This is a genomic window from Nocardioides sp., assembly GCF_030019515.1.
Lineage (GTDB): Bacteria > Actinomycetota > Actinomycetes > Propionibacteriales > Nocardioidaceae > Nocardioides.
The window spans coordinates 211,735-233,797 of the sequence record NZ_JASEEQ010000003.1 but is presented as its reverse complement, the minus strand read 5'-3'; the positions used below and the strand labels follow the sequence as shown (position 1 = coordinate 233,797).

At 68.7% G+C, this 22,063-nt stretch carries 16 protein-coding genes; all 16 read left to right on the top strand.

The genetic code is table 11. The features are described 5' to 3' along the window. Positions 1 to 59: 59 nt before the first annotated feature. Positions 60 to 452, top strand: a complete 393-nt coding sequence (gene rplL / locus QMC84_RS05855) for a 50S ribosomal protein L7/L12 (RefSeq protein ID WP_300372760.1) — start codon at positions 60 to 62, stop codon at positions 450 to 452. 253 nt (positions 453 to 705) lie between these two features. Next, positions 706 to 1,659 carry an ABC transporter ATP-binding protein gene (locus QMC84_RS05850; RefSeq protein WP_300372757.1) on the top strand — a complete coding sequence of 318 codons (954 nt, stop codon included), beginning with the start codon at positions 706 to 708 and terminating at the stop codon, positions 1,657 to 1,659. 7 nt (positions 1,660 to 1,666) lie between these two features. After that, on the top strand, positions 1,667 to 2,452 hold the full coding sequence (locus tag QMC84_RS05845) for an ABC transporter permease (RefSeq protein ID WP_300372755.1): 786 nt from the start codon (positions 1,667 to 1,669) through the stop codon (positions 2,450 to 2,452). Positions 2,453 to 2,459: 7 nt separating this feature from the next. Beyond that, complete coding sequence (locus QMC84_RS05840; protein ID WP_300372752.1) at positions 2,460 to 3,287, top strand: ABC transporter permease; 828 nt, start codon at positions 2,460 to 2,462, stop codon at positions 3,285 to 3,287. A gap of 4 nt (positions 3,288 to 3,291) precedes the next feature. Next, positions 3,292 to 4,569, top strand: a complete 1,278-nt coding sequence (locus QMC84_RS05835; RefSeq protein WP_300372750.1) for an MCE family protein — start codon at positions 3,292 to 3,294, stop codon at positions 4,567 to 4,569. After that, positions 4,566 to 5,612 (top strand): MCE family protein, encoded by a 1,047-nt coding sequence (locus tag QMC84_RS05830; RefSeq protein WP_300372748.1) that lies wholly within the window; start codon positions 4,566 to 4,568, stop codon positions 5,610 to 5,612. The genes QMC84_RS05835 and QMC84_RS05830 overlap by 4 nt, the downstream gene beginning before the upstream one ends. Further along, a complete protein-coding gene (locus tag QMC84_RS05825; RefSeq protein ID WP_300372745.1) occupies positions 5,609 to 6,577 on the top strand; it encodes an MCE family protein in 969 nt (322 codons plus the stop codon). Before QMC84_RS05830 ends, QMC84_RS05825 begins: the two co-directional genes overlap by 4 nt. Position 6,578: 1 nt before the next feature. Continuing rightward, positions 6,579 to 7,718, top strand: coding sequence for an MCE family protein (locus tag QMC84_RS05820; protein ID WP_300372743.1), 1,140 nt, complete (start codon positions 6,579 to 6,581; stop codon positions 7,716 to 7,718). Next, a complete protein-coding gene (locus tag QMC84_RS05815) occupies positions 7,715 to 9,121 on the top strand; it encodes an MCE family protein (protein WP_300372741.1) in 1,407 nt (468 codons plus the stop codon). Before QMC84_RS05820 ends, QMC84_RS05815 begins: the two co-directional genes overlap by 4 nt. Then, positions 9,118 to 10,392, top strand: coding sequence for an MlaD family protein (locus tag QMC84_RS05810; RefSeq protein WP_300372738.1), 1,275 nt, complete (start codon positions 9,118 to 9,120; stop codon positions 10,390 to 10,392). Before QMC84_RS05815 ends, QMC84_RS05810 begins: the two co-directional genes overlap by 4 nt. Positions 10,393 to 10,586: 194 nt before the next feature. Further along, complete coding sequence (locus tag QMC84_RS05805; protein ID WP_300372736.1) at positions 10,587 to 11,009, top strand: hypothetical protein; 423 nt, start codon at positions 10,587 to 10,589, stop codon at positions 11,007 to 11,009. Beyond that, on the top strand, positions 11,006 to 12,208 hold the full coding sequence (locus QMC84_RS05800; RefSeq protein ID WP_300372734.1) for an RDD family protein: 1,203 nt from the start codon (positions 11,006 to 11,008) through the stop codon (positions 12,206 to 12,208). The genes QMC84_RS05805 and QMC84_RS05800 overlap by 4 nt, the downstream gene beginning before the upstream one ends. A gap of 240 nt (positions 12,209 to 12,448) precedes the next feature. After that, entirely contained in the window at positions 12,449 to 15,913 is a 3,465-nt protein-coding gene (gene rpoB, locus QMC84_RS05795; protein ID WP_300372732.1) for a DNA-directed RNA polymerase subunit beta, read from the top strand. Between the two features lie 82 nt (positions 15,914 to 15,995). Beyond that, positions 15,996 to 19,868 (top strand): DNA-directed RNA polymerase subunit beta', encoded by a 3,873-nt coding sequence (locus tag QMC84_RS05790; protein ID WP_300372730.1) that lies wholly within the window; start codon positions 15,996 to 15,998, stop codon positions 19,866 to 19,868. 376 nt (positions 19,869 to 20,244) lie between these two features. Next, positions 20,245 to 20,748, top strand: coding sequence for a DUF4232 domain-containing protein (locus QMC84_RS05785; protein WP_300372728.1), 504 nt, complete (start codon positions 20,245 to 20,247; stop codon positions 20,746 to 20,748). 55 nt (positions 20,749 to 20,803) lie between these two features. Continuing rightward, on the top strand, positions 20,804 to 22,063 hold the full coding sequence (locus QMC84_RS05780; protein ID WP_300372726.1) for a geranylgeranyl reductase family protein: 1,260 nt from the start codon (positions 20,804 to 20,806) through the stop codon (positions 22,061 to 22,063).

Below are 22,063 nucleotides of genomic sequence, written 5' to 3'. Positions count from 1 at the left end.
TGAAACCCGGTCCGCCGCCGATGAGCGACCCGGACCACCGAATGGAAGGAAACGCCACCATGGCGAAGCTCAGCACTGACGAGCTCCTCGACGCGTTCAAGGAGATGACGCTGATCGAGCTCAGCGAGTTCGTGAAGCAGTTCGAGGAGACCTTCGGCGTCACCGCGGCCGCTCCGGTCGCCGTTGCCGCCGCGCCCGCCGCGGGCGGCGCCGCCGCCGGCGGCGAGGCCGCTGCCGAGCAGGATGAGTTCGACGTCATCCTCGAGGCGGCCGGCGACAAGAAGATCAACGTCATCAAGGAGGTCCGCGCGCTGACCTCCCTCGGCCTCAAGGAGGCCAAGGAGCTCGTGGAGGCGGCCCCGAAGCCGATCCTCGAGAAGGTCGCCAAGGACGCGGCGGAGAAGGCCAAGGAGGCCCTCGAGGGCGCCGGGGCCACCGTCACCCTCAAGTGACGTCCCGGCAGCTCGCTGCCTAGCGCACCCTCACGAGGGGCGGTCCACCCGACGGGTGGGCCGCCCCTCGTGCGTTTCGCGGTCCAGACGAGCGTCCCGTCCGAGGTGTAGATGGGGGGTCGCGGGGAAGGAGGACCGACGCGTAACCTCGCCGCTACTCCGGCGTTGTTACCGGTCAGTGGGAGCGGGGAGTGTCAGACGTGCACGGCCCGGGGGAGCTGCGCACGGTGCCGATGGAGGGACGAAGGCGGTCATGGGCGTTGAGATTCAGGTCGAGCACCTGAGCAAGTCGTTCGGCAAGCAGCTCATCTGGGGGGACGTCACGCTGACCGTCCCCGCCGGCGAGATCTGCGTGATGCTCGGCCCCTCCGGCACCGGCAAGTCGGTGTTCCTCAAGACCCTCATCGGACTGCTCAAGCCCGACCAGGGCTCGATCGTCATCGAGGGCACCGACATCGCCACCTGCTCGGAGAAGGAGCTCTACGAGATCCGCAAGCTGTTCGGCGTGCTGTTCCAGGACGGCGCCATGTTCGGCTCGATGACCCTCTACGACAACGTCGCGTTCCCGCTGCGCGAGCACACCAAGAAGTCCGAGTCCGAGATCCGCGACATCGTCATGGAGAAGATGGACCTGGTCGGACTCGTCGGCGCCGAGGACAAGCTCCCCGGTGAGATCTCCGGCGGCATGCGCAAGCGCGCCGGCTTGGCCCGGGCGCTCGTGCTCGACCCCGAGATCGTGCTGTTCGACGAGCCGGACTCCGGCCTCGACCCGGTCCGCACCTCGTTCCTCAACCAGCTGATCGTCGACCTGAACGCGCAGATCGACGCCACCTTCCTGATCGTCACCCACGACATCAACACCGCCCGGAAGGTGCCCGACAACATCGGGCTGCTCTACCACCGCCACCTGGCGATGTTCGGTCCCCGCGAGATGCTGCTGTCCTCCGAGGAGCCCGTCGTGCGCCAGTTCCTCAACGCGCAGCGGGTCGGCCCGATCGGCATGTCCGAGGAGAAGGACGCCGACGAGCTGGAGGCCGAGAAGGACCAGGAGCTCCCGCCGCTCCCGCCGATCCCGCTCCAGCTCGAGCCCTCCAACGGCATCCCCCGGCGCAGCCAGCGGCAGCCCGGCGCGTGGTGCCGGGAGCACGGTGTGACCCCGCCGCCGGGCTCCTTCGAGGAGAGCATGTCCATGGCGACGGGCGGCTGATCGGCCGATGTCATCGTTGACCGCGAGCCGGGCGCTCGCCCCCGTCGGGACCGCCGGGAAGTTCTTCGCCTTCGGCCTCGACGTGTTGCGGGCGCTGTTCAGGCGGCCGTTCCAGCTGCGGGAGTTCATCCAGCAGGCCTGGTTCATCGCCTCGGTGACGATCATCCCGACCGCGCTGGTCGCGATCCCCTTCGGCGCGGTCATCGCGCTCCAGGTCGGCGGCCTGATCAAGCAGTTCGGCGCCCAGTCGTTCACCGGCTCCGCCTCGGTGCTGGCGGTCGTCCAGCAGGCGGCGCCGATCGGTACGGCGCTCCTCATCGCCGGCGCGGGCGGGTCGGCGATCGCGGCCGACCTCGGCGCGCGCAAGATCCGCGAGGAGCTCGACGCGATGATGGTGCTGGGCATCGACCCGATCCAGCGCCTCGTGGTGCCGCGGGTCCTCGCCGCCATGCTGGTCGCCGTGTTCCTCAACGGCCTGGTCAGCGTCGTCGGCGTCGCCGGCGGCTACGTCTTCAACGTGATCCTGCAGGACGGCACCCCCGGCGCCTACCTGGCCAGCTTCACCGCCCTCTCCCAGCTGCCGGACCTGTGGCAGGGCATGGCGAAGGCCCTCGTCTTCGGCCTGATCGCGGCGATCGTCGCGTGCTACAAGGGCATGAACGCCGCCGGTGGCCCGAAGGGCGTCGGCGACGCCGTCAACGAGTCCGTCGTCGTCACCTTCATCCTCCTGTTCATCGTCAACTTCGTGATGAGTGCGATCTACATCCAACTCGTCCCGCCGAAGACCGGTTGATCTCGCCATGGCCAGCATCCGCGCGGTGTACGTCAAGCCGCTCAAGACCCTCGACAGCCTCGGCGAAGAGCTCGCGTTCTTCATCAAGGCCCTCGCGTGGACCCCGCGCGCGATCAGCCGCTACAAGAAGGAGATCCTCCGCATCCTCGCGGAGGTGACCCTCGGCAGCGGTGCCCTTGCGGTCATCGGCGGCACCGTCGGCGTCATCCTCGCGATGACGTTCTTCACCGGCGCCCAGGTCGGGCTGTCGGGCTACGCCGCCCTCGACCAGCTCGGCACCGCGGCGTTCGCCGGCTTCGTCTCGGCCTACTTCAACACCCGCGAGATCGCGCCCCTGGTCTCGGGCATCGCCCTGGCCGCCACCGTCGGGTGCGGGTTCACGGCCCAGCTCGGCGCGATGCGCATCTCGGAGGAGGTGGACGCGCTCGAGGTGATGGCGATCCCCTCGCTGCCCTTCCTCGTCACGACCCGCATCGTCGGCGGCCTGATCGCGATCATCCCGCTGTACGTCGTCGGCCTGCTCGCGTCGTACTTCGCCACCCGGCTCACCGTCACCCAGTTCTTCGGTCAGTCGTCCGGCACCTACGACCACTACTTCAACTCGTTCCTGCCACCCGGCGACGTGCTCTGGTCCTTCGGCAAGGTCCTGGTCTTCGCCGTCACGGTGATCCTGATCCACTGCTACCACGGCTACACCGCCTCCGGCGGACCGGCCGGGGTGGGCGTCGCCGTCGGTCGTGCCGTGCGCACGAGCATCGTCGCGATCAACGTGATCGACCTGTTCCTGTCGATGGCCATCTGGGGCGCGTCGACCACCGTCAGGCTGGCGGGGTGATCGCGTGCGAGTGATCACTGGGCACAGGGTGCTGGGCGTGGTGTTCCTCTGCCTGCTGCTGGCCGGGGTCTACCTGACCTACGCCGTCTTCAGCAAGAAGTTCACCGACTATGACGAGGTCACCCTGCAGACCTCGAAGATCGGCATGCAGCTGCCCGTCCGCGGCGACGTGAAGATCCGCGGCGTCATCGTCGGCGAGGTCCTCGACTTCGAGCCGACGCCGGACGGCGCCGACATCACCCTGGGCATCTACCCGAGCCAGCTCGACACGATCCCGGCGAACGTGACCGGCTCGATCGTCCCCAAGACGCTCTTCGGCGAGAAGTACGTCGCGCTGGAGGTCCCGCCCCAGCCGGCCCCCGACCACATCGAGGCGGGTGCCACGATCACCCGCACCCAGGTCTCGATCGAGGTCGAGAAGGTGCTCTCGGACCTCTACCCGCTCCTGCGCACGGTCCAGCCGGCCGACCTCAACGTCACCCTGAACGCGCTCGCGACCGCACTGGAGGGCCGCGGCGACCAGCTCGGTCAGAACCTCGAGACCGTCGACAGCTACCTCAAGCGGATCAACCCCCAGATCCCGCAGCTGATCGAGGACCTGCGGCTCACCGGAGAGGTCTCCCAGACCTACGCCGACGTGCTGCCGCAGATCGCCGACATCCTCGACGACACCGTGAAGACCACCGGCACGCTCGAGGACCGGGAGGTCAAGCTGCACGCGCTGTTCGACGACGTGGCCTCGTTCTCCGACACGGCGCGCGGGTTCCTCGACGACAACGGCGAGAACCTCATCCGGTTCAGCAAGATCGGCCAGAAGCAGCTGCGCGTCTTCGCCAAGTACGCCCCCGAGTACAACTGCCTGACCCGGGGCATCGTGAACGCCGGCAAGCTCCAGGCCGAGGCGTTCCGCGGCTTCATGTTGCACATCGTGCTGGAGACGCTGCCCAACCAGCCGCGGCCGTACAACGTCAACGACCGGCCGCACTTCGGCGAGGACCGGGGCCCGGCCTGCCTGCACCTGCCGAACCCGCCCTGGTCGCAGTCCAACCCGTCGCGGCACCAGCCCGACTTCAACGACGGCGTCGACGAGCCGACCGGGAAGGGCACCTCGCGCGTGGCCCCGAACCAGTACTTCCGCACCCGCGTCGGCACGGCAGCCGAGAGCGACTTCCTGCGCTCGCTGCTGGGCCCGGCGCTCGGCGTACCGGCCGCGGACGTCCCCGACCTCGGCCTGCTCCTCGTCGGCCCGATGGCACGCGGAGCGGAGGTGTCGCTGCGATGAAGAGACTCGACAAGCGCACCGCCGTCGACCTCACCAAGCTGCTGATCTTCATCGTGGTGACGACACTGGCCACCTCGGTGCTGGTGGCGACGATCGGCAACCTCACCTTCTCCAGCAAGCAGGACTACCGCGCCGAGTTCGTCGACGCGACCGGCGTGGTGAAGGGTGACGACATCCGCATCGCCGGGGTCAAGGTCGGGACGGTGAGCAAGGTCGAGGTCGTCGACCGCACCCGCGCGCTCGTCACCTTCGACGTCGACGACTCGGCCTCCGTCACCCAGGCGACGCACGCGGCCATCCGCTACCGCAACCTCGTCGGCCAGCGATACATCGCGCTCACCGACGAGATCGGCGACTCCGACCCGCTGCCCGCCGGCGGGACGATCCCGGTCTCGCAGACCTCGCCAGCCCTCGACCTGACCGTCCTGTTCAACGGCTTCAAGCCGCTGTTCCAAGCGCTCTCGCCGGCCGACCTCAACCAGCTCTCCTACGAGATCGTCCAGGTCTTCCAGGGCGAGGGCGGCACCCTCGAGGGGCTGCTTGCGCACACCGCGTCGGTGACCTCGACGCTGGCCAGCCGCGACCAGCTGATCGGCGACCTGATCGACAACCTCAACGAGGTGCTCGACCACATCGGAGACCGCGACGTCCAGCTGAGCCGGCTGATCACCACGTTCCGCACCTTCGTGGGCGGGCTCAAGGACGACCGCCAGGCCATCCTCGGCTCCCTCGACCAGATCTCGGCGCTCTCCGTGCAGACCGCCGGACTGGTCGACGGCATCCGTGAGCCGTTCGTCAGCGACATCCACCAGCTGCGCGAGGTCGCCCGCAACCTCGACAACGGCAAGGCCGAGCTGGACCGCGCGCTGCAGGTGCTGCCCATCAAGCTCAACAAGATCGGCCGGACGGCGACGTACGGCTCCTGGTTCAACTTCTACCTGTGCCACTTCCAGGGCCGGATCCGCCTCCCGGGCGGGCAGTCCGTGCCCGTGGACTACCCCGTGGGTGGCACCAAGGTCGCCGACAGGTGTGATCTCGGATGAGCACTCCCTTCCGCGAACGCAACCCCGTGGTCGTCGGGGCGGTGAGCCTCGTCGTCCTCGCGCTGCTGATGCTGGCCGCGTTTCGGGCCCAGGACCTCCCGCTGATCGGCGGCGGCGACACCTACTACGCCGCGTTCTCCGAGGCCGGCGGCCTCGAGCCGAACGACGAGGTCCGGATCGCCGGTGTCCGGGTCGGCAAGGTGGAGAGCGTCGAGCTCGAGGGCGACCACGTGCGGGTCACCTTCCGGGTCGACACCGCCTCGGAGTTCGGCGACGACAGCCACGCCGCGATCAAGGTCAAGACGCTGCTCGGCGCGATGTACCTCGCGCTGGAGCCCGCCGGCTCGGGCCAGCTCGACGAGGGCGCCGAGATCCCGGTCGAGCGGACCAGCTCGCCGTACGACGTCGTCGACGCGTTCTCGGGGCTCGCGGAGACCTCGGAGAAGATCGACACCGACCGACTCGCGAAGTCGCTGACCACGCTGGCCGACCTCAGCCGCAACACCCCCGACGAGTTCCGCCAGGCCCTCGACGGCGTGTCCCGGCTCTCCTCGAACATCGCGGCCCGCGACGAGCAGATCAACAGCCTGCTCACCAACCTCAAACGCGTCACCGGCGTCCTCAACGAGCGTGACGACGACATCATCGGCCTGATGAAGGACTCCGACGTCCTGTTCCGGGCGCTGGTCGCGCGACGCGACGCGGTGCACAACCTGCTGGTCTCCACCACCCGGCTGTCGAAGGAGCTGACCGCGCTGATCGAGCAGAGCCGCGCCGACCTCAAGCCGGCGCTGACCCACCTCGACAACGTCTTGGCGGTGCTCAACAAGAACGAGGACAACCTCGACAACAGCCTGCGCCTGATGGAGCCGTTCTACCGGGTCTTCGCCAGCACCCTCGGCGGCGGACCCTGGTTCGACACCTACATCCAGAACATGCCGCCGGCGCCGCAGGCGGGTGGCTGACATGGCGAGCATCCTGAAGCGCGCCCTCGTCCCGGCGGTCCTGGTGATCCTCCTGGTGGCCGCCGCGCTCACCATGTTCCGCGGCGAGGACGGCAAGACCCTGACGGCGCACTTCCCGCGCGCCATCTCGATCTACGAGGGCAGCGACGTGCGCGTCCTCGGCGTCCCGGTCGGCAAGGTCGACACGGTCACCCCGTCCGGTACCGACGTCGTCGTCACCATGACGTACGACGCGGACCTCAAGCTGCCGGCCGACGCGAAGGCCGTGATCATCGCGCCGTCGATCGTGGGGGACCGGTTCGTGCAGCTGACCCCGGTCTACACCGGCGGCGCCGAGCTCGCCGACGGCGCGACGCTGGAGGAGGACCGCACCGCGGTCCCGCTCGAGCTGGACCAGATCTACAGCAGCCTCGACGACCTGACCGTGGCGCTCGGCCCGACCGGGGCCAACCGCAACGGTGCGTTCTCCGACCTCCTCGAGACCACCGCCGAGAACTTCGGCGGCCAGGGTGCGAAGTTCCACCAGACGATCAAGGACTTCGGCAAGCTCAGCCAGACGCTCGACGACAACAAGGACGAGCTGTTCGGCTCGGCCCAGGAACTCGAGGGCTTCATCGGCACCCTCGCGCGCAACGACAAGACCGTGCGGAGGTTCAACCAGTCGCTCTCCGAGGTGTCCACGATGCTCTCCGGCGAGCGGCAGGAGCTGTCTGCGTCGCTGACCCACCTCGCCACCGCGCTGGGTCAGGTGTCGGACTTCGTGAAGGAGAACCGCGAGGTGCTCGGACGCAACATCTCTGGGCTCAACCGGGTCTCGAAGGTGCTGGTCAAGCGCCGCTCGGAGCTCGACCACATCCTCGACTCGGCACCGCTGGCCCTGAACAACCTCGCGCTCACCTACAACCCCCAGGCGGGCACCCTCGACACGAACGCCAACATGGGCGAGGTCATCAACCAGGTCGAGACCGACCCCTCGACGTTCCTGTGCGGCTTCCTGAGCCAGGCCGACACGTCCGGCGCGCTGTGCGACCTCGTGCAGCAGGCGCTGCCGCGGCCCGGCACCGGCGCCCCAGGTGCCCCGAGGTCGTCGGTCGACCTGTTCGACCCGACCCTGGCCGGCCTCGTGGGGGTGGACCGATGAGGAGGCAGAGGATGCTGCGCGCCGTCGTCGCCACCGCGGCCGGGGCGGTACTCCTGACCGGGTGCCAGTTCGACGTCTACGGACTGCCGCTGCCGGGCGGGACCGACGTCGGAGACAACCCGATCACGGTGACCGCCGACTTCCGCGACGTACTCGACCTGGTCCCGAAGTCCACGGTCAAGGTCGACGACGTGAGTGTGGGCGAGGTGACCGACGTCGACCTCGTCGAGGGTCACGCCCAGGTGACGATGAAGCTCCGCAACAACGTCGACCTGCCTGACAACGCGGTCGCCGAGATCCGCCAGACCAGCCTGCTCGGCGAGAAGTTCGTCTCGCTCAGCCCGCCGACCGACGCCGCGGCCACCGGGGAGCTCGGCGACGGCGACACCATCGGCCTGGAGGACACCGGTCGCAACCCGGAGGTCGAGGAGGTCCTCGGTGCGCTCAGCCTGGTCCTCAACGGCGGCGGCGTCGCGCAGCTGAAGACCATTGCCGCCGAGCTCAACAAGGCGCTCGGCGGACGCGAGGACGCCGCCCGGTCGGTCCTGACCCAGATCAGCGACTTCATGGGCCAGCTCGACGAGAACAAGCAGGACATCGTCAACGCCATCGACTCGCTGAACAACCTGGCCGTCTCGGCCCGCAACCAGCAGGGCTCGATCGACGCCGCGCTCGACGAGCTGCCGAGTGCGCTGACCTCCCTGGACCAGCAGCGTGGCGACCTGGTCAAGATGCTGGGCGCGCTGAACCGGCTCGGTGGGGTGGGGGTCCGCGTCATCAACGCCTCGAAGGACGCCACGATCGAGTCGCTGCGCCAGCTCAACCCGGTGCTCACCGAGCTCGCGAACTCGGGCGACGCGTTCGTGAAGTCGTTCAACGTCTTCTTGACCTACCCGTTCGTTGACGACGTCGTCGGCCGCGACCCGCAGGTCGCCCGCAACCTGCACATGGGCGACTACACCAACCTGTCGGTCGAGCTCGACATCGACCTCTCCGGTGGGGCCAGCGGCACCGCCCTGCCGACCGTCCTGCCCAGCGACCTCGACCCGACCGTCGTCCTCGACCGTGTCACCCGGTGCATCCAGAGCGGGGATATCAACAGCCGGCCGTGCCAGAAGCTGCTGAGCAGCGTCAAGGGCCTGGCCAAGCTGCGCGACGCGTGCCTGAAGAAGAAGAACGAGAAGACCGTCGTCTGCCGGATCGTCAACCAGATCCCGGGGCTCCCGGACTCCGGGCTCCCGACCGCGCTGCCGAGCCTCCCCGACCTGACCGGGATCCTCGGCCTGGGCCGGGCCGGGGTCGGGCCGACCGCGTCGGCGCACGGCCCGACCCTCGGACAGCTCAGCCGGCTCTTCGACCCGGCACTGGTCCACCTCCTCGTCCCGGGGATGGTGACCCGATGATCACTCGCCGCACTCGCCTGCAGCTGCTCGTGTTCGTCGCGATCACGCTGCTCGGTGTCAGCTTCGTCGGGGCCCGCTACGCCCGGCTCGACCGGATCTTCTTCGACGACCACTACACGGTCGTCGCGCACTTCCAGGACTCCGGCGGCATCTTCGCCGGCGGTGAGGTGTCCTACCGGGGCGTCCAGATCGGCCGGGTCGGCAAGCTCGAGCTGACCGACGCCGGCGTCGACGTCTACCTCGACATCGACAACGGCTGGGACGAGATCCCAGCGGACTCGCTGGCCGTCGTCGGCAACCGGTCGGCTGTCGGCGAGCAGTACGTCGAGCTCCAGCCGCAGGAGGACACCGGGCCCTACCTCGGCGACGACTCCCAGATCGCGCTGGCCGACACCCGGACCCCGATCGCGACCCAGAAGCTGCTGTCCGACATCTCCAACACCGTGGAGTCGGTGGACAAGCAGGCGCTGGCCACCACCGTGCACGAGCTGGGCCAGGCGTTCGCCGGCACGGGGACGGACCTCCAGCGGATCATCGACACCGGGAACGCCTTCATCAACGAGGCGAACGACAACTTCGACGTGACGACGGCGCTGATCCGCGACAGCAACACCGTGCTCACCAGCCAACTCGACAAGGCGAGCGCGCTGCGCACCTTCGCCCGGGAGCTGAGCCTGTTCAGCGGCTCGCTCGCCGGCTCCGACCAGGCCCTGCGCACGGTCATCGACGACGGCTCGGCTGCCGCGACCCAGCTGCGGACCTTCCTCGAGGACAACGAGGTGGACCTGGGGGAGCTGTTCAACAACCTGGTCACCACCGGCGACGTCATCGTCAAGCACCTGCCCGGCATCGAGCAGATCCTGGTGCTCTACCCCTACGTCGTGGAGGGCGGCTTCACGGTCGTGTCGAAGTCCCCGGACACCGGCCTGTACGACGCCCACTTCGGCATGATCATCACCGACAACCCGGTGTGCCACCACGGCTACGAGGGCACCGACACCCGGCCGCCGCAGGACGGCAGCAACCGGCCGATGAACACCAAGGCGGGCTGTCGGGAGCCGGCGGCGATGAGCAACCCGCGCGGCCCGCAGAACCTCCCGCGGGCGGGCGCGGCCTACCGCGCGCCGGTCGCGTCGTACGACCCCGACACCGGCAAGGTGCACTGGGGCGCGAAGATCGACCCCGTGCTGGCTCCGACCGGTACGTTGGCCCCCCAAGCCTTCGGAGAGGAGTCGTGGAAGTGGCTGTTCCTCCAGCCCCTGGTGCCGTGACCACCAGGACTGATGAGACGAGCGTCACCACTGACTCACAGCCGCATCATGGTGCGTTGCGGTTGATCCTGCTGTTCACACTTCTGGTCCTTATGGTGGCGTCCTTGGCGCTACTCGTCTATGGATCTGTGACACGGCCCGTAGAGGCGGTGGGGATCTCTGCCGAGGATGACACTCAGGCTGACCGTGACGCTGTGATGGCCCAGACTCGGCAGTTCGTGCTCCGGCTCAACACCTACGGACCCGACCAGCTCGACGACCAGGGCCATCTCGGCGCCTACCGGGACCAGGTGCTCGAGGTGATCACGCCGAAGTTCGCCACCGACTTCGAGAAGTCGGGTCTCCCGATCGCCGAGCAGACTGTCGCCCAGGCGGGCTACGGACGCTCCGCCAATGTCTTCGGCGTGGGAGTCGAGTCGATGGACGCGGACTCGGCGACCGCGATTTTGGCCGCCGGCCTCACCGGCTCCTACCCGGACCCCAAGAACCCGGACGATGAGACGAAGCGGGTCGACGCCGACCAGGACGTGCTGCGCTGGGAGGTCGACCTGGTGCGCTCCGACGGCGAGTGGCTCATCGACGACTACGCGCCAGTGACCGGGGAGGGCGCCGAATGACGACCCCGACGAGCACCCCGTCCCCGAGCTGGTACGACCTGCTGGGCGTCAACTCCGACGCGCCGGCCGAGGAGATCCGCGCGGCGTGGCGAGCCCAGATCGCAGAGCTCGAGCCCACCGACCGCCGCTTTGCGGTGCTCAACCAGGCAGCCGAGGTACTCCTGGATCCGGCCCGGCGGGCTGCTTATGACCACGAGATCGGGGAGTCGGCGCCGCCGGCCAGCCTGCCACCCATGGTCGCGCACGAGCTCATCGGAGACGACCAGGCGCCTGCCGATGACGAGTCAGGTTTTGCGCACTTTGGCGAGCGTGCTGCCGGACACGTGATCGATCAGATGATCACGGCACCCGGGACTCTGCTGTTCGCCGCCGGACTCGTCGCTCTTTTCTTCGATCCGCAAGTCGGCGCTCTACTCTTCGCGCTGGGCCTGGTCTTCGCCGTGGTGCTGCCCGTGTACAACCGGGTATTCCGACAGGGTGCCACGGGACAGACCTGGGGGAAGTCGGTCACCGGCATCCGGCTGGTGTCCGAGCAGTCAGGTTTGCCCATCGGTGCGACGGCTGCCTTCGTCCGGGAGATCCTGCATGTCGTTGATGCCGTCACCCTCTGCATCGGTTACCTCCGCCCGCTGTGGGACGAGAAGCGGCAGACATTCGCCGACAAGTACGCGCATACGATCGTGGTCAAGGCCACGGTCCCGAAGGGCGCTACCCGCCAGCCGTTCGTTCCAGGCGCCCTGCTTGTTGGCCTCGCGGCGCTGACTGCCGCAGTCGCGGCGCCGGCACTCTGGCTGACGTTCGAGGTCTCGACGCCTCAGGAAGTCGAGAGCGACGCCCGGGCCGCTCAGGCGGCCGCCGAGCGGGCGGTGGTGCCGATCCTGTCCTACGACGCCACGCACCTCGACGAGTCGAAGGCGGCGGCCCAGCAGTACCTCACGGGCAGTCTGCGCAAGGACTACGACAACATCTTCGCCGGGCTGATCGAGCAGAACGCGCCGGCGACCAGGACCGTGGTGCAGGCGAGCCTGGTGCGCTCGAGCATCGTGCGCGCCGACGGGGCCCACGCGCAGATCTTCCTCCTGGTCAACCAGACCCGGACCAACAAGAAGTACACCGAGCCCCAGGTCTACAAGAACTGGGTCACGCTGACGATGGACAAGGTCGACGGCCAGTGGCTGGTCGCCGACCTGGCGACCTGACCCGGCAGCCGGCGCCGAGAGCGGGAGATCGGGCGGCGGACCCGCCGCCTGCCTGCTTGACCTGGGCGGCTCGGGCGTTCATGATCGACGGCAGCGATTGCCCGCGGCATTGTGGCGCGCCCGTAAGTGCGGTATCGTGGATTCTTGCGTCTGCCCTCAAATGCTCGTCAGCCTGCCCGGTGGCTGACTCTGTGGTGGGCCTGAACGCAGATCGAAGAGCGAATCGTCGAAGGACACCTCTTGGCCGCGCGCACCACCCCCGGTAACTCCCGCCGCATCTCTTTCGCAAAGATCACCGAACCCCTCGAAGTCCCCCAGCTCCTCTCTCTGCAGACCGACAGCTTCGACTGGCTGGTCGGCAACGACAAGTGGAACGCCGCCGTCGAGCGCCGGCGTTCCGAGGGTGAGGACGTCTCCAGCAAGTCCGGTCTCCAGGAGATCTTCGAGGAGATCTCCCCGATCGAGGACTTCTCCGAGACGATGTCGCTGTCGTTCGAGAGCCCGGTCTTCTACGACCCCAAGTACACCGTCGACGAGTGCAAGGAGAAGGACTTCACCTTCTCCGCGCCGCTCTACGTCTCTGCGGAGTTCACGAACAACGACACCGGTGAGATCAAGGGCCAGACGGTCTTCATGGGCGACTTCCCCCTGATGACCGACAAGGGCACCTTCATCATCAACGGCACCGAGCGGGTCGTCGTCTCGCAGCTCGTCCGCTCGCCGGGCGTCTACTTCGAGCGCACCGCCGACAAGACGTCCGACAAGGACATCTATACCGCCAAGCTGATCCCCTCGCGGGGCGCCTGGCTCGAGTTCGAGATCGACAAGCGCGACATGGTCGGCGTCCGCCTCGACCGCAAGCGCAAGCAGAACGTCACCGTGCTGCTCAAGGCCCTCGGCTGGACCAACGAGCAGATCCGTGAGGAGTTCGGCGAGTACGAGTCGATGATGCTGACCCTGGAGAAGGACCACACCGAGGGCCAGGACGACGCGCTGCTCGACATCTACCGCAAGCTGCGCCCGGGGGAGCCCCCGACGCGTGAGGCCGCGCAGACGCTGCTGAACAACTACTACTTCAACCCCAAGCGCTACGACCTCGCCAAGGTCGGCCGCTACAAGATCAACAAGAAGCTCGGCCTGGTCGAGGCGTTCGACCAGCAGACGCTGACGATCGACGACGTGGTCGCCGCGATCAAGTACATCGTCGCGCTGCACGACGGGCGCGAGCAGATCGAGTCGCCCCAGGGCGCGCTCGACATCTCGGCCGACGACATCGACCACTTCGGCAACCGCCGGATGCGCACGGTCGGCGAGCTGATCCAGAACCAGCTCCGGACCGGTCTGGCTCGCATGGAGCGCGTGGTCCGCGAGCGGATGACGACCCAGGACGTCGAGGCCATCACGCCGCAGTCCCTGATCAACATCCGTCCGGTGGTGGCGGCGCTGAAGGAGTTCTTCGGCACCTCCCAGCTCTCGCAGTTCATGGACCAGACCAACCCGATCGCGGGCCTGACGCACAAGCGCCGGCTCTCGGCGCTGGGCCCCGGTGGTCTGTCCCGCGACCGCGCCGGCATGGAGGTCCGTGACGTCCACCCGTCGCACTACGGCCGGATGTGCCCGATCGAGACGCCGGAAGGCCCGAACATCGGCCTGATCGGATCGCTCGCCTCCTACGGCCGGATCAACCCGTTCGGCTTCGTGGAGACGCCCTACCGGAAGGTCACGAAGGGCAAGGTCACCGACCAGATCGACTACCTCACCGCCGACGACGAGGACCGCTACGTCATCGCGCAGGCGAACGCCGCCCTCGACGACAAGGGCCGCTTCGTCGAGGAGCGCGTGCTGGTCCGCCAGCGCGACGGCGAGGTCTCCGAGGTGCTGGCCGACGAGGTCGACTACATGGACGTCTCGCCGCGCCAGATGGTGTCGGTCGCGACCGCCCTGATCCCGTTCCTCGAGCACGACGACGCCAACCGCGCGCTCATGGGCGCCAACATGCAGCGCCAGGCCGTGCCGCTCATCAAGAGCGACTCGCCGCTGGTCGGCACCGGCATGGAGTACCGCGCCGCGGTCGACGCCGGCGACGTGGTCGTGGCGACGGCGGCGGGTGTCGTCAAGGAGGTGTCCGCGGAGGTCATCGAGACGATGAACGACGACGGCACCTACTCGACCTACCGGCTTGCGAAGTTCAAGCGCTCCAACCAGGGCACCTGCATCAACCAGCGTCCGCTGGTCAGCGAGGGTGACCGGCTCGAGGTCGGCACGCCGATCGCCGACGGTCCGTGCACCGACGAGGCCGAGATGGCACTCGGCACCAACCTCCTCGTGGCGTTCATGCCGTGGCAGGGCCACAACTACGAGGACGCCATCATCCTGAGCCAGCGCCTGGTCCAGGAGGACATGCTCACCTCGATCCACATCGAGGAGCACGAGGTCGACGCCCGGGACACCAAGCTCGGCCCCGAGGAGATCACCCGGGACATCCCGAACGTCTCCGAGGAGATGCTCGCCGACCTCGACGAGCGCGGCATCATCCGGATCGGCGCGGAGGTCACGACCGGTGACGTCCTCGTCGGGAAGGTGACCCCCAAGGGCGAGACCGAGCTGACCCCCGAGGAGCGCCTGCTGCGCGCGATCTTCGGTGAGAAGGCGCGCGAGGTGCGCGACACCTCGATGAAGGTCCCGCACGGCGAGTCCGGCACCGTCATCGGCGTCCGCGTCTTCGACCGCGAGGACGGCGACGAGCTGCCGCCGGGCGTCAACCAGCTGGTCCGCGTCTACGTCGCCCAGAAGCGCAAGATCTCCGTGGGCGACAAGCTCGCCGGACGTCACGGCAACAAGGGCGTCATCGCGAAGATCCTGCCGATCGAGGACATGCCGTTCATGGAGGACGGCACCCCGGTCGACGTCGTGCTCAACCCGCTGGGTGTGCCGCGACGGATGAACATCGGGCAGATCCTCGAGCTGCACCTGGGCTGGCTGGCCAAGCAGGGCTGGGACCTCAACCTGCACGAGGACAAGAAGGACACCGACTGGAAGCAGCGGCTGATCAAGATCCACGCCGACAAGGCGGAGCCGGGCACCAAGGTGGCGACCCCGGTCTTCGACGGTGCCCGCGAGGACGAGATCACCGGACTGCTCGGCTCGACGATCCCCAACCGCGACGGCGTGCGGATGATCGACAACACCGGCAAGGCGAGCCTGTTCGACGGCCGCTCCGGCGAGCCGTTCCCGGAGCCGGTCGCGGTCGGCTACATGTACATCCTCAAGCTGCACCACCTCGTGGACGACAAGATCCACGCGCGCAGCACCGGCCCCTACTCGATGATCACGCAGCAGCCGCTGGGCGGTAAGGCCCAGTTCGGTGGCCAGCGGTTCGGCGAGATGGAGGTCTGGGCGATGGAGGCGTACGGCGCCGCCTACGCCCTCCAGGAGCTGCTCACGATCAAGTCGGACGACGTGCCCGGTCGCGTCAAGGTCTACGAGGCCATCGTGAAGGGCGAGAACATCCCGGACTCCGGCATCCCGGAGTCGTTCAAGGTGCTCGTCAAGGAGATGCAGTCGCTCTGCCTCAACGTGGAGGTGCTGTCCCAGGACGGCACGGCCATCGAGATGCGCGACGCGGAGGAGGACGTCTTCCGCGCCGCCGAGGAGCTCGGCATCGACCTGTCCCGTCGCGAGCCCAGCTCGGTCGAAGAGGTGTGAGCCGCGGGGCCGGCCACGGCCGGCCCCGCCTCCGCCCCCGCTACTTCACTTTTCTTAGAACTACCGAAGGGTTGCAGCCATCGTGCTCGACGTGAACTTCTTCGACCAGCTTCAGATCGGCCTGGCCACCGCGGACGACATCCGCACCTGGAGCCACGGCGAGGTCAAGAAGCCGGAGACCATCAACTACCGCACGCTCAAGCCCGAGCGTGACGGCCTCTTCTGCGAGAAGATCTTCGGTCCCACCCGGGACTGGGAGTGCTACTGCGGCAAGTACAAGCGAGTCCGGTTCAAGGGCATCATCTGCGAGCGCTGCGGCGTCGAGGTGACCCGGTCCAAGGTGCGTCGCGAGCGCATGGGCCACATCGAGCTGGCCGCGCCGGTCACCCACATCTGGTACTTCAAGGGTGTCCCGAGCCGTCTGGGCTACCTGCTCGACCTGGCCCCGAAGGACCTCGAGAAGGTCATCTACTTCGCGGCCTACATGATCACCGCCGTCGACGAGGACGCGCGGCACCGTGACCTGTCCTCCCTGGAGGGCAAGGTCGGCCTCGAGCGCGAGCGCCTCGAGAAGCGCCGCGACCAGTCCCTCGACGACCGCGCGAAGAAGCTGGAGGAGGACCTGGCCGCCCTCGAGGCCGAGGGTGCCAAGGCCGACCAGCGGCGCAAGGTCAAGGACGGCGCCGAGCGCGAGATGAAGCAGTTGCGCGACCGCGCCCAGCGGGAGATCGACCGCCTCGACGAGGTGTGGAACACCTTCAAGTCGCTCAAGGTCCAGGACCTCATGGGCGACGAGATGCTCTACCGCGAGATGAAGAACTGGTTCGGCAAGTACTTCGAGGGCCACATGGGCGCCACGGCGATCCAGAAGCGCCTGGAGAGCTTCGACATCGAGGCCGAGGTGGAGTCGCTGCGCGACACGATCGCCAACGGCAAGGGCCAGCGCAAGGTCCGCGCCCTCAAGCGGCTCAAGGTCGTCGACGCCTTCCGCAAGACCGGCAACAAGCCGCAGGGCATGGTGCTCGACGCCGTGCCGGTCATCCCGCCGGACCTGCGACCGATGGTGCAGCTCGACGGTGGCCGCTTCGCGACCTCCGACCTCAACGACCTGTACCGCCGCGTCATCAACCGCAACAACCGCCTCAAGCGGCTGCTCGACCTCGGCGCCCCCGAGATCATCGTCAACAACGAGAAGCGGATGCTCCAGGAGGCCGTCGACTCGCTGTTCGACAACGGCCGTCGTGGTCGCCCCGTCACGGGACCGGGCAACCGTCCGCTGAAGTCGCTGTCCGACATGCTCAAGGGCAAGCAGGGCCGGTTCCGCCAGAACCTGCTCGGCAAGCGCGTCGACTACTCGGGCCGCTCGGTGATCGTGTCGGGTCCGCAGCTGAAGCTGCACCAGTGCGGTCTGCCCAAGCAGATGGCGCTCGAGCTGTTCAAGCCGTTCGTGATGAAGCGCCTGGTCGACCTCTCGCACGCTCAGAACATCAAGTCCGCGAAGCGGATGGTCGAGCGCGCTCGCCCGGTCGTGTGGGACGTCCTCGAGGAGGTCATCACCGAGCACCCGGTGCTGCTCAACCGGGCACCCACCCTGCACCGCCTCGGCATCCAGGCCTTCGAGCCGCAGCTGATCGAGGGCAAGGCCATCCAGATCCACCCGCTGGTCTGCTCGGCGTTCAACGCGGACTTCGACGGCGACCAGATGGCGGTGCACCTGCCGCTGTCCGCCGAGGCCCAGGCCGAGGCCCGGATCCTGATGCTGTCGACGAACAACATCCTCAAGCCGTCGGACGGTCGCCCCGTGACCATGCCGACCCAGGACATGATCATCGGCCTGTTCTTCCTCACCACCGACCGCGACGGGCAGCCGGGCGAGGGCCGGGCGTTCGCGTCGCCGGCCGAGGCGATCATGGCGTTCGACCGACGCGAGATCTCGTTGCAGAGCAAGGTCACGATCCGGTTCACCGACGTCGTCCCGCCGCTCGAGCTCGGCGCCGACTGGGAGCAGGGTCAGGCCATCGCGCTGGAGACCACGCTCGGCCGGGCGCTGTTCAACGAGACCCTGCCCGCCGACTACCCGTACGTGAACTACGAGGTCGGCAAGAAGGCGCTCGGCGCGATCGTCAACGACCTTGCGGAGCGCTACACCAAGGTCGAGGTCGCTGCGTCGCTGGACGCGCTGAAGGACACGGGCTTCCACTGGGCGACCCGCTCTGGCGTCACCGTCTCGATCGACGACGTGACGACCCCGGGCAACAAGGCCGACATCCTGTCGGGCTACGAGACCCAGGCGGCCAAGGTCCAGAAGCAGTTTGAGCGCGGTCTGGTCACCGACGAGGAGCGCCGCCAGGAGCTCATCGAGATCTGGACGCAGGCCTCCAACGAGGTCGGCAAGGCGATGGAGGCGAACTTCGACCGCGCCAACCCGATCTACATGATGGTCGACTCGGGTGCCTCCGGGAACATGAACCAGATCCGGCAGGTCGCCGCGATGCGTGGCCTCGTGGCGAACCCGAAGGGCGAGATCATCCCGCGGCCGATCAAGTCGAACTTCCGCGAGGGCCTGACGGTCCTGGAGTACTTCATCGCGACCCACGGCGCCCGCAAGGGTCTGGCCGACACCGCGCTGCGGACGGCCGACTCGGGCTACCTGACGCGTCGTCTGGTGGACGTCTCGCAGGACGTGATCATCCGCGAGGACGACTGCGGCACCGAGCGCGGTCTGCCCAAGCGGATCGGCGAGCGTCGTGAGGACGGGACCGTGGTGAAGGCGGAGAACGCCGAGACCGCGGCGTACGCCCGCACCGCCGCCGTCGACGTGGCCCACCCGGAGACCGGCGAGCTGCTCGTCCGGGCCGGTGAGGACCTCGGCGACGTGAAGATCGGTGAGCTGATCGCGGCAGGGGTCGAGGAGGTCAAGGTGCGCTCCGTGCTGACCTGTGACGCCAAGACCGGCACCTGCGCGAAGTGCTACGGCCGGTCGCTGGCGACCGGCAAGCTCGTCGACATCGGCGAGGCCGTCGGCATCATCGCGGCCCAGTCGATCGGTGAGCCCGGCACGCAGCTGACCATGCGTACCTTCCACACCGGTGGTGTGGCCTCGGCTGACGACATCACCCAGGGTCTGCCCCGTGTGGTCGAGCTCTTCGAGGCCCGGTCGCCGAAGGGTCGTTCGCCGATCTCCGAGGCCGCCGGCCGGGTGACGATCGAGGAGAGCGACAAGGCCCGCAAGGTCCTGATCACTCCCGACGACGGCTCCGAGGTCCAGGAGTACCCCGTCTCGAAGCGGTCCCGCCTGCTGGTGGCCGACGGCGACCACATCGAGGTCGGCCAGATGCTCACCGTCGGTACGCCCGACCCGCAGGACGTGCTGCGGATCCTGGGTGTGCGCCGGGCGCAGGAGCACCTGGTGGACGAGGTCCAGGCCGTGTACCGCTCGCAGGGTGTGTCGATCCACGACAAGCACATCGAGATCATCGTGCGGCAGATGCTGCGCCGGATCACGGTGATCGAGTCGGGCGACACCAACCTGCTCCCGTCCGACCTGGTCGACCGCGGGCGGTTCGAGGAGGAGAACCGGCGGGTCGTCTCCGAGGGCGGCAAGCCGGCCTCGGGTCGTCCGGTCCTGATGGGCATCACCAAGGCCTCGCTGGCGACCGAGTCGTGGCTCTCGGCGGCCTCCTTCCAGGAGACCACCCGGGTGCTCACCGACGCGGCGATCCACGGCCGCAGCGACTCGCTGCGCGGCCTGAAGGAGAACGTGATCATCGGCAAGCTGATCCCGGCGGGCACCGGCCTCGAGCGGTACCGCAACATCCGGGTGGAGCCCACCGAGGAGGCCCGCGCCGCGGCGTACTCCGTCACCGGCTACGACTCCTACGACTACGAGTTCGGCAACGGGACCGGCCAGGCCGTCGCCCTGGACGACTTCGACTTCGGGTCGTACCAGAACTAGGCGCGCAAGCGCGCAGTCCTGGTCGCGCAGGAGCCAGATCGAGTAGCAGAACGCCCCGCCACGCTCGCGTGGCGGGGCGTTCGCGCGTATCGAGATCCGATGGGCCGCTGGGAGAGTCGTCGCCGCCGCCGCCGACCCGCCCGCGTCGTCGCTCCTTGCCCACCTTCTCCACAGTGGGCCGGGCAAGATGCGCCGACTCGACGTCCTGAGGCGGGCAAGATGCGCCGACTCGACGTGCTGAGGCGGGCAAGATGCGCCGACTCGACCCCATTTCAGTCGGCGAGGCGGCCGGCCGCCCGAGCCCGGGGTCCGCAGCACAACTTCTGGCGGTGCGGGCGCGTCCCAGTTCCGAGACGGACCGGGACAGGAGATCACCATGAGGATCATCAGGATGCTGGGTGCCGCGGGGCTGGTCGTGGCGGGACTGGTCGTGCCGTCCGGCGCGGGCCAGGCGACCACGGTGCCGCCGTGCACCAACGCCGAGCTGCGCGCGTCGTACCACCGCACCGATGCGGGGATGAGCCACCGGTACGGCCGGATCGTGCTGAAGAACGTCTCCGACCACGCCTGCCGGACCGGCGGGTACGGCGGGCTGTCGTACGTCGGCGGCGGTGACGGCACCCAGATCGGGGCGCCGGCGGACCGGGTGCCGGGCCGGGTCCGCACGATCGTCGTGCGACCGGGCCAGCGGGTCGTCAGTGCGGTCTCGGAGACGGTCGCGAGCGTGTACCCGCGGCGGGAGTGCCGCCCTGCGCACGTCGACGGCTTCCGGGTGTACCTCCCGAATGAGACCCGCTCGCAGTACGTCGAGCACCCGACGACCGGTTGCCGCAACACCCGGGTGCACCTGCTCTCGCACAAGGCCTACCGGCGCCCCTGAGCACGGGCCGGCCGCCGCTTGGGAGGATCGGGTCCCGGCCTGAGACAATCGAGCGGTGACCATCCCGACCTCCACCGACGTCCTCGTCGTGGGCGCCGGCCCCACGGGGTCGGCGGCGGCGACCTGGGCGGCGCGCGCCGGGATGGACGTCGTCCTCGCCGACGCCGCGGTGTTCCCCCGCGACAAGACCTGCGGCGACGGGCTCACCCCGCGCGCGATCGGCGAGCTCCAGCGGCTCGGCCTCGAGGACTGGCTGCGGGCCCACACGGTCAACCAGGGTCTGCGCGCGCACGGCTTCGGCCAGACGCTGTACCTGCCCTGGCCGGGAGGGTCGCTGCCCGACTGGGGCTCGGCCGTCGCCCGCACCGAGCTCGACGACCACCTGCGGACCACCGCGATCAAGGCGGGCGCCGTCGCGGTCGACGGCCTCCGCGCGGTCGACGTGCGGATGTCGGCGGGACGTGTGGTCGGCGTCGTCTTCGAGCAGGGTGGCCGGTCGGGTGCGGACCGCGTCGAGATCGCCTGCCGGCGGCTGGTGGTCGCCGACGGCGTCCGCTCCCCGCTCGGCAAGGTCCTCGGCCGCGAGTGGCACCGGGAGACGGTGTACGGCGTCGCCGGGCGCTCGTACGTCGCCTCGGAGATGTCCGACGACCCGTGGATCAGCTCCCACCTCGAGCTGCGTGGGCAGGACGGCAAGGTCCTGTCGGGCTACGGCTGGATCTTCCCGCTCGGCACCGGCGAGGTGAACCTGGGCGTCGGCACGCTCGCCACCGCCAAGCGGCCGGCGGACGTGGCGATCAAGCCGCTGATGGCGCACTACGCCGAGGAGCGGCGTACGGACTTCAAGCTGTCGGGCGAGCTGCGGATGCCGACCTCGGCGCTGCTGCCGATGGGCGGGGCGGTCTCCCACGTCGCCGGCCCCAACTGGGCGCTCACCGGCGACGCCGCCGCCTGCGTGAACCCGCTCAACGGCGAGGGCATCGACTACGGCCTCGAGACCGGGCGGCTGATCGCCGAGCTCCTCGCCGAGCGGCCGGCCGACGCGCCGGGGCTGGACGTCGTGTGGCCGGCGCTGCTGCGCGAGCACTACGGCGAGTCGTTCTCGATCGCCCGCCGGCTCGCCGGCCTGGTCACCATCCCGCGGCTGCTGCCGGCCCTCGGTCCGGCCGGGATGCGCTCGGACTGGCTGATGACGCTGGCGCTGCGGTGGATGGGCAACCTCGTGACCGACGAGGACCGCGACCGGGCCGCGCGGGTGTGGCGCTGGGCCGGACGCCGCTCGATCGCGCTGGACCACCGGCCGCCGTTCGGCTGA